Source organism: Flavobacterium anhuiense (assembly GCF_900101855.1).
Lineage (GTDB): Bacteria > Bacteroidota > Bacteroidia > Flavobacteriales > Flavobacteriaceae > Flavobacterium > Flavobacterium anhuiense.
In genome coordinates, this window is record NZ_FMVC01000001.1 from 331,777 (window position 1) to 344,344 (window position 12,568).

General features: G+C 33.2%; 15 protein-coding genes. 10 read left to right on the forward strand and 5 right to left on the reverse strand.

Going from position 1 to position 12,568, the window contains the following annotated elements:
• Positions 1–33 precede the first annotated feature (33 nt).
• A complete protein-coding gene (locus tag BLP44_RS01335; protein WP_008466409.1) occupies positions 34–990 on the forward strand; it encodes a geranylgeranylglycerol-phosphate geranylgeranyltransferase in 957 nt (318 codons plus the stop codon).
• A gap of 204 nt (positions 991–1,194) precedes the next feature.
• Positions 1,195–2,103, forward strand: a complete 909-nt coding sequence (locus BLP44_RS01340; RefSeq protein WP_008466407.1) for a pseudouridine synthase — start codon at positions 1,195–1,197, stop codon at positions 2,101–2,103.
• Positions 2,104–2,166: 63 nt separating this feature from the next.
• Here BLP44_RS01340 and BLP44_RS01345 read toward each other — a convergent pair whose 3' ends face one another.
• Both BLP44_RS01345 and BLP44_RS01350 read right to left on the reverse strand, forming a co-directional pair.
• Positions 2,167–2,769, reverse strand: a complete 603-nt coding sequence (locus BLP44_RS01345; RefSeq protein ID WP_008466405.1) for a DUF937 domain-containing protein — start codon at positions 2,767–2,769, stop codon at positions 2,167–2,169.
• 284 nt (positions 2,770–3,053) lie between these two features.
• Entirely contained in the window at positions 3,054–3,554 is a 501-nt protein-coding gene (locus tag BLP44_RS01350; protein ID WP_091128477.1) for a DUF456 domain-containing protein, read from the reverse strand.
• 153 nt (positions 3,555–3,707) lie between these two features.
• On the opposite strand from BLP44_RS01350, the gene BLP44_RS01355 reads away from it, so the two are divergent.
• Positions 3,708–4,193, forward strand: a complete 486-nt coding sequence (locus BLP44_RS01355) for a hypothetical protein (protein WP_066035107.1) — start codon at positions 3,708–3,710, stop codon at positions 4,191–4,193.
• 109 nt (positions 4,194–4,302) lie between these two features.
• Here BLP44_RS01355 and BLP44_RS01360 read toward each other — a convergent pair whose 3' ends face one another.
• Positions 4,303–5,406, reverse strand: a complete 1,104-nt coding sequence (locus tag BLP44_RS01360; protein WP_091128480.1) for a glycosyltransferase family 2 protein — start codon at positions 5,404–5,406, stop codon at positions 4,303–4,305.
• A complete protein-coding gene (locus BLP44_RS01365; protein WP_091128484.1) occupies positions 5,403–6,347 on the reverse strand; it encodes a lysylphosphatidylglycerol synthase transmembrane domain-containing protein in 945 nt (314 codons plus the stop codon). The genes BLP44_RS01360 and BLP44_RS01365 overlap by 4 nt, the downstream gene beginning before the upstream one ends.
• A 102-nt stretch (positions 6,348–6,449) precedes the next feature.
• Between BLP44_RS01365 and ruvC the strand changes: the two genes are divergently transcribed.
• The 7 genes from ruvC (at position 6,450) to BLP44_RS01400 (ending at position 11,132) form a co-directional block, all read left to right on the forward strand.
• Positions 6,450–7,004, forward strand: a complete 555-nt coding sequence (ruvC, locus tag BLP44_RS01370; protein WP_008466394.1) for a crossover junction endodeoxyribonuclease RuvC — start codon at positions 6,450–6,452, stop codon at positions 7,002–7,004.
• A gap of 66 nt (positions 7,005–7,070) precedes the next feature.
• A complete protein-coding gene (gene hemW, locus BLP44_RS01375; protein WP_091128488.1) occupies positions 7,071–8,216 on the forward strand; it encodes a radical SAM family heme chaperone HemW in 1,146 nt (381 codons plus the stop codon).
• Between the two features lie 79 nt (positions 8,217–8,295).
• Positions 8,296–9,066, forward strand: coding sequence for a cyclase family protein (locus tag BLP44_RS01380; RefSeq protein WP_091128491.1), 771 nt, complete (start codon positions 8,296–8,298; stop codon positions 9,064–9,066).
• Between the two features lie 168 nt (positions 9,067–9,234).
• Entirely contained in the window at positions 9,235–9,636 is a 402-nt protein-coding gene (locus tag BLP44_RS01385) for a GNAT family N-acetyltransferase (protein ID WP_008466389.1), read from the forward strand.
• The gene (locus BLP44_RS01390) at positions 9,633–9,983 is read left to right on the forward strand and encodes a DUF4260 domain-containing protein (RefSeq protein WP_091128496.1); all 351 of its coding nucleotides are present in this window, start codon (positions 9,633–9,635) and stop codon (positions 9,981–9,983) included. Before BLP44_RS01385 ends, BLP44_RS01390 begins: the two co-directional genes overlap by 4 nt.
• Before the next feature lie 6 nt (positions 9,984–9,989).
• On the forward strand, positions 9,990–10,349 hold the full coding sequence (locus BLP44_RS01395; RefSeq protein WP_008466385.1) for an MmcQ/YjbR family DNA-binding protein: 360 nt from the start codon (positions 9,990–9,992) through the stop codon (positions 10,347–10,349).
• A gap of 81 nt (positions 10,350–10,430) precedes the next feature.
• Positions 10,431–11,132 carry a PH domain-containing protein gene (locus BLP44_RS01400; RefSeq protein WP_008466384.1) on the forward strand — a complete coding sequence of 234 codons (702 nt, stop codon included), beginning with the start codon at positions 10,431–10,433 and terminating at the stop codon, positions 11,130–11,132.
• Between the two features lie 140 nt (positions 11,133–11,272).
• Here the strand turns inward: BLP44_RS01400 and BLP44_RS01405 are convergent, their stop codons facing one another.
• Positions 11,273–12,373 (reverse strand): DUF4407 domain-containing protein, encoded by a 1,101-nt coding sequence (locus BLP44_RS01405; RefSeq protein ID WP_091128499.1) that lies wholly within the window; start codon positions 12,371–12,373, stop codon positions 11,273–11,275.
• Positions 12,374–12,568 lie beyond the last annotated feature (195 nt).

A 12,568-nucleotide genomic window follows, 5' to 3' on the forward strand; every position in this document is an offset into this window, starting at 1 on the left:
AATTACCACTCTAAAAACTATAACCTATAAGAAATGCTGAGCAGACAAAATAAACTTTTAATAATGAAAATTGTTAGTTTGTTCTCTGTAGTTAGAGGTTATAACATTCCAATAATAGTTTTAGCACAATATTTATCGGCGATTTTTATATTGGCACCAGAAATTCGAGCACTGGATATTCTGCTGGATTTTTATTTGTTTCTAATTGTTTTTGCTTCTGCTATTACAATTGCTTCGGGCTATATTATCAATAATTTTTACGATAGTCAGAAAGATTTAATTAATAGACCCAACAAGTCTATGCTGGATCGTTTGGTAAGCCAGAAAACAAAACTGAATGTTTATTTCAGCTTGAATTTCTTAGCAGTTTTAATGGCTTCTATTGTTTCGTGGCGCGCTTTTTTATTCTTTTCTGCGTATATTTTCATGATTTGGTTTTATTCGCATAAAATTAAAAAGTACCCAATTATCGGAAATCTAATGTCGGCATTACTGGCTGTCACTCCATTTTTTGCCATTTTGCTGTATTTTTACAATAAAATTTCTTTTGAAGAAATCGAAAATCATATGAGTCATTTTGTCGTGATCTCTGCTCATGCAGTTTTCTTGTTTTTACTTTTATTGATTCGCGAAATGATAAAAGATCTTGAAAATCTGAAAGGCGATTTAGTAACCGATTATAGAACCATTCCTGTTTTGTATGGCGAAAAAATTTCAAAACAAATCATTACGGCTTTGACTTTTTTAACCATTGTGCCAGTTTATGTTTTGGTCAACATACATGATGTGGGTTATATGGATATCTATTTTTATATATGTTTTGGTGTCCTGCTTTTCTTCCTGATTTATTTATGGCAATCCAATTCTAAAGAACAATTTCTAAGGCTCCATAATGTTTTAAAATTCCTGATTGTTTCTGGCGTTTTCTGCATTATACTGATTAATCCTAGTGTTTTATGGCATGGAAAGGAATTGATTTCTAATTATTAAGCTATATTCCACGGAGATACACAAAGATTTTTCTGCGAGACTTTGTGTCCAACTTTATGAATCTTTGCAAAATATCCAAAATGTTTAAACGAAGCCAATTATCACGCTTCTAATTTATTAAAAAATCAGCGCTATTAATCTAAGAACATTGAACTTAGAATTTATTAGCAGGAAAAAACTATCTTTGCACAAATTAATGATTCTATGAACAATAAGGAAGGCAACAATAAAAGAGGCGGATCGAGACCAAACAGCTCACGATCAAACTCTAACAAGCCAAAACCTGCTTTACCAAAACGCGCGCAGGGACCGAAAAAAGTAAAACCTGAAGTAAAAGCAGCTCAAGAAGCAGCAGCTGAAAAATTTAGAAAACAAAATCAGCCAGCTAAGAGACAAAAAGCTTCAGATGAAATTCGCTTGAACAAGTACATTTCCAATTCTGGTATTTGCTCTCGTCGTGATGCCGATATTTACATTCAGTCTGGAAATGTAAAAGTTAACGGAACGGTGGTTACTGAAATGGGGTATTTGGTAAAATTAAATGATGTTGTAAATTTTGACGGCGTTACTCTAACTCCAGAAAAGAAAGAATATATCTTATTGAATAAGCCTAAAAACTTTACGACTGCGCTTGACGAAGGCCAGGAATATCGTAACGTTCTAGAGTTAGTTCGTGGTTCTACAAATGCAAAAATTGCTCCTGTCGGAAGAATGGACAAGAATACAACTGGTTTGTTATTGTTTACTAACGACACCGATATGATTCGTAAATTTACGTTGCCAAATCAAAAATCGTCTAAGATTTACCAAGTTTCTTTAGACAAAAACTTAAAATTTGAAGACTTAGAAAAAATCAGCAAAGGTCTTGTTCTTGACGGACACCGCGTTTTTGTTGAAGAAGTAAGCTATATCGATAATGAGCCAAAAAGCGAAGTTGGCCTTAAATTGCGTACTGCTAACGTAAAGGTGGTGCGTGCTATTTTTGAATCGTTTGATTATAATGTATTACGAATTGACCGTGTTTCATTTGCCGGACTGACCAAAAAGAATCTTCCTCGTGGAAATTGGCGCTTTTTGACCGATCAAGAAATTATCAATTTGAAAAACATGTAATTGTTTTTCAAATTAAATCATAAATGAATCCTGTTTTCTTCTTGAAAATGGGATTTTTTATTTTTAAAAACTAAAAAAATTATGTCCGAAAAGGGTAAAAATAGATCTTCCGATAGATTGGTTTTTGTCTTCTACTGTTTCGTAATTTGAAAAACCTAGGATGATTTTGATTCCGGGAGGAATGCTGTTTAAAATATCTCTTTTTTGATCTTCTAAAAGGAGTTTTAAACTTTCTATTAATTGAAGATTATATCTTAAGTAAGACATTACAAGTAATGCTGAAAAGTTTAGTATTTCTCTGGCTGTTTCGCTTTTTATGCCAACTTCGTTAGAAACCATTTCTGAAATTCTGCCTTTTTTATTTGAAAACAATTCTTTCAGCAATACATTTCCTTCTAAACGGTAGCAGTCGTCGACTGATAAAATTCTGCCTGCATTAAAATCTACTTCTTGGTAAAAAGTGGAATCTTCTTGGATTAGCGAGACAATTTCGGAGTAAAAATCAGATTCTTCTGCTTTGTTGTAGAGTCCCATCAGAATTGTGCCGATCGAGACATCTATTCCTTTGATTAAAAGCGCATCATTTTCAAAATAAAACTTGTTTAACTTGGAGACAACATTAGAAGAAATAAAGCGTCTAAGTTCAATTTGTAGGTTTGGGGTCATACTCATAACTTAAAAAATGATTATTTATACTTATTTAAAATAACCGATAAAATGAGGCTTTTCATCGATTATCGTGATAAAAATATAAAATATTTTAACATTTCCAAAAATTAAGTTAAAAATTTAGGTGGTCGATTTTCAAGCATTTAGCCCTAAAAAATGAGGAAATGAGCAAATATAAAGCTTGACGTAACCTATAAGATACAAAAATTATTTTTAAAATTTTAAGAGTTTTTTTCAAAAAATCAAAAATATAAGAAAAAGCTTAAAGTCAAAATTACCATTTAGAAAATAAGCGCTCTATTTTGCCAAAGGATAGTCAGAAAAATCCCGAGATAAATTACTGAAAAAAAGAAGTTCACAAAACTCGAAGCCAAGAATCCGAGAACAGAACCTGTAGCCGCTTTTAGCGCACGTTTATGATTTTGAGAGTCGAATAATAATTCGCCAATAAGCGCACCTACAAACGGACCAATGATGACTCCAAACGGAATTGGCGCTATAATCCCGACAATCAAACCAATATTGGTTCCCCAGATTCCATAAGAACTTCCTCCAAACTTTTTGGTTCCCTTAGATGGAATCACATAATCTAAAATGGTAATCGTTACCATCAAAACAAAAGTGATTCCAAGAACCCAATAATTGTTTTCTACTGCCTTGGTTAGATACAGGAGCAACAGCCCAACCCAACAGCTTGATAATCTAGGCAACACAGGGAGAAAACTTCCGAAAACACCTACTATTACGCATATAAACCCCAACAGCACTAAAAGTAAATCCATATTATTTTTATCAATTTATTTTTACAAATTACTACTTTATTTTTTTTCGTACAAACCTTAAAATATGTATCTTTAAAGTATGAAGATGCCATGAACCTAGGCAAGCTTCACAAAAAAAATTGTATTTTTGTTCATTCATTCAATTTTAAAACTTTGAGGCAGTTTTTCCCTTTTTTTATTTGTATTCTTTTCAATTCTTGTCAATATTTTGAGAAGCAGGTTCCGTCTGAAAAAGAATTACTTCAAAAAGAGCTAAAGTCAATCAATTGGAAAGAAGTTGACGAATATCCTTCTGTTCCTAACTGTGATAAAATTGCAGATAAAAAACTTCGTCAGCAATGTTTTTTTGAAGTCATGTCAAACCTTATCCAAGAAAAACTAAACGTAGATACTTTATCGATATTATATCCAGAATTGGATACTATCGAAGTGAAAGTTACTGTCTTTCCAAATTCAACCATGAAGTTTGAACCTCAGTTTCCTAAAGATTCAGTAGCGTATGACACCATAAAAATCGACAGCATTCTGCATGCTCGCTTAGTCGATTTCCCAAAAGTAAATCCGGCTATAAAACGTGGTATTCCAGTAAAAACACAATTTATTCTGCCTGTTATTCTAAAAGCAAAAGACGATAAATAAGTTTTATAAGGAGCTGATTCCTGCTGTCCGCTATATTTTTTGCTTTTTAAAGAAAAAAGCAAAAAGATGCCGCTCCCATCAGGGCTAAGGAACCCTATTTCAAAAGAAATTATTTTTTAAACTGACGATCTTTCCATTCATAAGAGCCAAACAAACTATATAGGGCTACTGTTGAGCTAAAAAACGGATACAACAAACTACTCAACAAAAGACTTTTTATTCTGTTTTTAGTCAAAAATTGATTGGTTATTGAAAGTAAAACATAATCGATTGCAAACTTAAAAAAAGCAAAAAGCACAAAAATCGGATAAGACCAAATTCCGAAAAGAAGAAAGAAAAATCCAAAAACAAAACTCAAATTTCCGAAAAAAACAATCAACCCGAGAAATTTACCAAAAGTGCTTTTATATGAAGTTGTTTTGGCCGCCCAGCGCACTCTTTGATAAAATAATGATTTCCAGTTTTCGGTTGGTTTTGTAACGACAATTGCTTCGTCAGCTTTTAGATACTGAACTTCTTTTGGAAATTTTTCAATTGCTTTCTGCAGTAAAAAAACATCATCTCCGCTGGCGATTTTTTCGTTTCCTCCAAAGCCATTCAGTTTTTCAAACAATGATTTCGTGTAGGCAAAATTGGCTCCATTGCACATAAATCCTTTATTCAATCCAAAACTTCCAATGGTTGCACCTTGCAAACTTGTCAAGTCTAATTGCTGAAAATGATCTAAAAAAGAATTTTTACATTGATACCTTACAGCACCAGCTAACATCGAAACTTTGTTCTCCTGAATGTAATTATCAAAGGCCAAAAGCCAATTTTTTAGAACAATGCAATCAGCATCTGTGGTAATAACCCAATCGGTTTTTACATGTTGCATTGCAGTTGTAATCGCGTCCTTTTTTGGAGAATTTGAAATCCGAATATTATCGATTATCGAAACTTGAAACCTGAAACTTGAAACCTGAAACTTTTCATTTGAAGAATCATCAACCAAAATCACTTCAAATAAATCTCTCGGATAATTTAAGTTTGAAAAACTCTCTAAAAGTATAGGTAGATTTTCTTTTTCATTTCGAAACGGAACTATAATCGTAAAACTAGTTTGCGGTTTTAAATCCGTTATTTGATATTTCTTCACTTTAAAAAAACCATAAATCAGCAAAGAAATGCTACTAATATAAATGGTTAATATTGCGAACAATCCAAAAATCATTCTGCTGTTTTGGTTTTAAAATTCAGTACAAAATAACTTCCTAAAACTACTGGCAACACGACATTTAAAAACCACATTAAAGTGCTGATGAAAATTACAATCCATTCGTTTACACCCAAAATTCCAAAGAAATAAATCGCAACACTTCCTTTCACCGCAAAATCTAAAAACTGAAAAGTTGGCAATGACGAAGCCAAAAAGTAAACCGAAGTTATCGCAGCCATTAAAGTCAAGTAAGGCAAATCGACATCAAAACCTAAAAACAAAAAGTAATATTGATGCGAAAAAACCAAATAGCGGCAGATTCCCAAAAAGATATTTTTCTGATGAACCGATTTCGGAATTTCGTTGATTTTATGAATCAGTTTTTCAATCGAATAGCCTTTTACTTTTATCTTTTTAATGGAGAATAATAGAATCAAAATCAACATAAATCCGCCAAAGAGAATCAGGACTGTTCTGGTTGTAATTACATTGAATTCAGCGTTAAAATACAACAATCCGAAAATCCCAAAAATAATGGTTAGAATCATCTGGATTCCGTTGCAGATTAAGTTTAAGAAAACCACTCTTTTGGCTTCAGATTTTGGATAATACAACGCTTTTCCAGCATACTCTCCTACTCCATTTGGCGTAAAAATTCCAGCTGTCAATGCCGCTAAAACCTGTTTTGTGGCTTCGTAAACTGATATTTTATGAATAACTTGTACAAGATTCTGCCACTTTAAAATTTCGAAATAACGATTCAAAACGCTCAAAAGTAGAATAAACGAAATCCCTAAAACCGACTGGTTTTTCTTGAACAAGACAATAAACTTCTGCCAATCTAATTTGTCGTTGTTAGCCAGCTGATTGTAAATAAAATAAAATGCGCCGCCAACAATCAAAAGTTTGGCCAGAAGAACTAGGAATTGCTTAGCTTTGTGAGGAATTGAAATCATGCCGCAAAAGTAATCAATTTGAAAATGTGGCAATTTGAAAATGAGAAAATGAATTGTTTGATTTTCAAAAAACTTGAAACTTCAAACCTGAAACAAAAAAAATTGACACAAGAACGCATCATATTAGGTATTGACCCTGGAACCACAATTATGGGTTTCGGATTGATTAAAGTAATCAATAAAAAAATGGAATTTCTGCAGTTAAACGAATTGCAACTTTCCAAATACGATAATCATTACCAAAAACTAAGAATCATTTTTGAGCGAACTATCGAATTAATCGAGACGCATTGCCCAGACGAAATTGCGATCGAAGCGCCATTCTTTGGCAAAAATGTGCAATCTATGCTGAAATTAGGTCGCGCGCAAGGCGTTGCCATGGCTGCGGGACTTTCAAGAGGAATTCCGATTACTGAATATGAGCCTAAAAAGATAAAAATGGCGATTACCGGAAACGGAAATGCAAGTAAAGAACAAGTTGCCAAAATGCTCCAACAGCTTTTAGGCTTAAAAGAATTACCAAAAAACCTCGATTCAACAGACGGTTTGGCAGCTGCAGTTTGCCATCACTTCAATTCTGGAAAAGTCGTTGCTGGGAAAAGTTATTCGGGTTGGGATGCTTTTGTGAAACAAAACGAAGATCGAATTAAAAAGTAGTTTTCAGTCACAGTCACAGTTTACAGCTGAGACTGAGACCGAAAACTGAGACTGAAAACTAAAAAAATGAGCGGTATCTACATCCATATTCCTTTTTGCAAACAAGCTTGCCATTACTGCGACTTTCATTTTTCGACTTCGATGAAAAAGAAAGACGAGATGGTTTTGGCTTTGGCTAAAGAAATTGGTATGCGAAAACCCTTCGACTCCGCTCAGAATGACAATATCATTGAAACGATATACTTTGGCGGAGGAACGCCTTCTGTTTTAAATAATGACGAAATAAACTTTTTAATTTCTGAAGTTTACAAAAATTATAAAGTTGTCGAAAATCCAGAAATTACACTTGAAGCTAACCCAGATGATTTGTCGGCGGAACGTATTTTAGAGTTATCCAAAAGTCCGATAAACCGACTAAGCATCGGAATTCAGTCTTTTTATGAAGACGATTTGAAAATGATGAACCGCGCTCATAATTCGGAAGAAGCCAAAAAATGTTTGGAAGAAGCGACAAAATATTTTGATAATATTTCGCTCGATTTGATTTATGGAATTCCAGGAATGAGTGACGAAATGTGGAGACAGAATATCCAAACCGCTTTAGATTTTGGTATCCCGCATATTTCGAGTTACGCTTTGACGGTTGAACCGAAAACAGCTTTAAGCAAATTAATTCAGACTGGAAAAATTGCTGAACCTCAAGATGAAGTGGCTTCAAATCATTTTATGATTTTGGTTGAAATGCTTCAAAAAAATGGTTTTATTCATTACGAATTATCGAATTTCGGAAAAGAAAACTATTTCTCTAAAAACAATTCGGCTTACTGGCTAGGTAAAAAATACATCGGAATAGGACCTTCGGCGCATAGTTATGACGGCGAAAAAAGAGGCTGGAATATTGCTAATAATTCTTTGTATTTAAAAGCAATTCAAAACGATGAACTTCCTATTGAAACAGAAGTCTTAACTATTTCAGATCGTTATAATGAATATATTATGACAGGATTGCGAACGATTTGGGGCGTTTCTTTAGATCGAATTGAAAAGGAATATGGTTCAGAATATTTGAATTATTTATTAGAACAATCTCAAAAATTCTTACATGATGATTTGCTTTCGATTGATAACAATATCCTAAAACCAACACTTAAAGGAAAATTTTTAACGGATGGAATTGCAAGTGATCTGTTTTATTTAAATTTGGATGAATAAAAATTAGCCACGAAGGCACAAAGGCTCAAAATTATTAAACTTTGTGACTTAGCGTCTTTGCGGCATAAAATCCAAATTTGTGTTAGCAAAAATTAACAACTTCGAAATCGACTTATCTAAACCAATCGATATCTCCATTCCATTAACCAATACAGACGAAAACCCGATTGCTTGGTACATCGAAAAACCGTCAATTGAACCCGTCATTTTTGGCGATTGGATTGGAAAAGTTTCGGAAGGAAAATCATCTACGAATTTTAATAATATTTTCTTCAATCCGCATGGGCATGGAACACATACAGAATGTTTAGGACATATTACAAATGATTTTTACAGCATCAACCAATCCTTAAAACAGTTTTTCTTTTTTGCTAAATTGATTACGGTTGAACCTGAAAAATTTGGAGAAGATTTTGTGATTACGAAAGAGCAAGTTCAAAAAGCATTGAGCGCTTCGACTCCGCTCAGCATGACAAAATTGGAAGCGATAATAATTCGGACTCTTCCAAATCAGCTGGAAAAAAAATCAAGAAAATATTCGAATACGAATCCGCCGTATTTGTCTGAAGATGCTGCGATTTTCATCCGCGAAAGCGAAATTCAGCATTTATTGATCGATTTGCCAAGTGTTGATAGAGAACATGACGAAGGGAAATTATTGGCTCACAAAGCGTTTTGGAATGTTAAAGACACTCATAATCTAAATCCTGATGCAAGATTTAATGCCACAATCACCGAAATGATTTATGTTTCAGACGAAATTGAAGATGGAAATTATATACTAAATCTTCAAATCGCTTCGTTTGAAAATGACGCTAGTCCATCGAAACCAATACTATACAAAATTTAAAATCAACCACAAATTACACAAATTTTCGCGAATTTCTTTTTTTATTTTGCCACTCCCAATAGCTATCGGGATAAAAAAGATTTATACAGATTTAATCATTTGTAAACTTTAATCTTAAAAAATAATTTGTGGAAATTTGTGTAATTTGTGGTTAAAAAACATCCCTTAATGATAACAGTATCAACTGACAAAACGAAACTCGATGTTCCGTTTATACAGAACTTTTTAAAAGACATTTATTGGGCTGCGGGACGAACTATAGAAGAAGTGCAACGTACCATTGATGCTTCGGTTTGTTTCGGAATTTATTTGGATGGCAAACAAATTGGTTTTGCGCGCGTTATAACCGATTATGTTGTTTTTGCTTATTTAATGGATGTTTTTATTACCGAAGAACACCGCGGAAAAGGATATTCGTCCATTTTAATCGAAACGATGATGAATGAGCCTCAACTCGAAGAAGTCAAAATCTGGCGATTGGCAACCACTGACGCTCACTTTTTATACGAGAAATTCGGATTTACAAAACTGAATCATCCTGAAAAGATGATGGAAAAAATAGTCAAATGAAAACAGTCTTAAAACTCGAAGAAGCCGCTTTATTTATTCTCGGAATATTTCTTTTTAACCGCTTAAGCTATGAATGGTGGTGGTTTCTGGTTTTGATTTTGGCTCCTGATTTATCGATGATTGGATATGTTTTCGGAAACAAAATTGGTTCTTTTGCTTATAATATCTTTCATCATAAAGGAATTGCACTTTTAATTTATGCCATTGGATGTTATTTAAGTATTGAAAGCATTCAATTAACAGGAATTATTCTATTTTCGCATTCGGCTATGGATCGTGTTTTTGGTTATGGCCTTAAATATGAAAAAGGCTTTAAATACACACATTTGGGTGAAATTGGTAAATAAACAGTTATGAATTTAGAAACGTTTTACGAATATTGTCTTTCGAAAAAAGGCGTCAGTGAGCATTTTCCCTTTGACGAAGATACATTGGTTTTTAAAGTAGGCGGTAAAATGTTTGCTTTGTCTTCGCTTTCTCAATGGGAAAAAAACGAACAATCTGTCAATTTAAAATGTGATCCAGACCGCGCACAAGAACTGAGAGCTGAATATGACGAAATTCAACCTGGATATCATATGAGCAAAGTGCATTGGAATACGATAGCCCTAAACGGAAACTTAGCAGATAAATTTGTAAAAGAGCTCATAGACCATTCGTATGAATTAGTTTTCAAAAGCTTAACAAAGAAAATTCAGAGCGAAATTATCTAATTATAAAATTAGGCATTACATTTGTAGCATCAGTGAAAAACTCAGCGACTTAGTAGCTTAGCAACTTAGAACCTTAAAAAAATGAAAGAACAATTTAAAAAATTTCTGAACGAAGAACAAGATCCAAAAGCGATTGAAAAAATCACTTCGAAACTTAACGATTTATTGATGAAAGGCGAAGAAGTTGGATACATCGCAGTACAAAAAAAACCTGCTATTACTGTTTTTCCAGACAGCATTGTATTAACTAACAAACGTATTATTATCTGCAAGCCTAAAAATTTAGGTCTTTCTATGGATTTTACCGATTATACTTGGGATGATATTGCGAGTACCTTTGTAAAAGAGAACATTTTAGGTTCTGAATTTTCATTTGGCACTAAAACAGATTTAGCTGTTTCTATTGATTATATTCCGAAAATTCAGGCTAGAAAAATTTATACTTATGCTAAAGAACAATTGGATTTATTGAAAAATCCTGTTCAAACAGCAACTCCAATTCAGGAAACTGCTGAACCTGTTTTTGAAGAAGAAGCAGAGGAAATTGAAGAAGTTGAAACAGAAGAAGTAACAAGCTTTGCAGAAATTTTACCTGCAGCGCCGGCTGTTACAGAAACTTATGAACCGCTTCCGACTCAGCCAGCAGGAGAACGTAAATTGAGCGATTTATCTAAAGAAGAACTTTTCGATAAATTACAGAATTACAAAAAACTTCTTGATAATGGTTTAATCATGCAAGGAGAATATGATGCTTACAAAAAAGAGATTTTAAGTTACATGTAAGTCTTAAAGTCAAAGTCGAAAGTCTTAAAGTTTTCTTCTCTTTATAAAATAATAAAAGCCAGAAATAGAAATTCTATTTCTGGCTTTATGTTTTTAAGTCTGTAATTCGACTTTATGACTTGCGACTTTCCAACTTTAGACTAAAGCGTAGCCTTTTGTTTTTCTACAAATTTATGCGATTGCAGTTCCAGCAATTCTTTTGCATTTTTTCGCTGTAAATCAAATAACCCTTTGTCTTCTGAGATGTCAGCGTAAACTTTATCGTGCATTTCGGCACTGGTTTTCACTAATAAATCGCGTTGGTATTTATTTTGTGCCAAAGTAGCTTTCATTGCAGTTTCGGCTTCTTCTTGTTTGAAATCAAATTCTCCTTTTGGCGCCAATAATTTGGCAATAATTGGTGAAGTTTCGATTGCCAAAAACAACAGCATAATGAAAAATGAAGGCAGCCAAGGCAGTTTATTCAAAGCATTAATTCGCGCCATTAATCCGTCGAAACCTTCAATGATGGGTTGGGTTTGCGAAACTTTTTTGTCTAAATCGGCTTGAAGCTGTACGCCTGCTTTTTCTTTTTCAGCAATTTTAGCTTCGTTTGTCTTTTTTAAAGTTTCAAACTCTTTAAGAGCGGCATCGTGTTTTTCACGTTTTTCTTTATAAACTGGACCTTTTCCTAATTTTTTAGTTCCAGCAGTTCCCTCTGCTTCTGTAATGTAAGTTGAATATAAATCGTTTACTTCTTTTTCTTTCTTTACAATATCAGCTTTTAAAGCAGCTATTTCGGCTTTATTTTTATCTAAATCTGTCTTGAAATAAGTTCCAATTTGTTTTTTATTGGCCAATTCCATTTCATTTTTTTCTTTCAATAAAACGGTATTGATTTCTTTTTCAAAGATTTTAATCTCCAAAGGTTTCGAAATTACAATCGCAATAATAATTGCCAATGCGATACGCGGAGTTGCCTGCAGGAATTCATCCAAAAAACGATCTCTTTTTTTAATCGTAGAAACAATAAAACGATCCAGATTAAAAATCAGCAAACTCCATACAAATCCAAAAATCAGAGCGGGATAAATAGAATCAAAAACGGTAAAAAGTGCATACGCACTGGCCAAGAAAGCCATAACTGCTGTAAAGAAAACTGTGGCACCAATACCAACATATTTGGTTTGTTCGCCTTCTGAACAGTCTTTCAAGAGGTCTCTATCGACTCCTGAACATAGGATAAAAAATTGTTTTAACATGATTGATGATTTTTGATTGTGATTGATACGGCAAATTTAACGCCAAATTTTCAAATACAGTCAAATTATTGTTTTTCTTTTTAATTGTGAATCAATTATTTGTCAGCTTTAGTGTTATTTAAACATTAATAAATTTTAAATTTCAATGGACAATCATAACACTATGTTAATTTTTTTTCAAGGCTTTAGTAATAC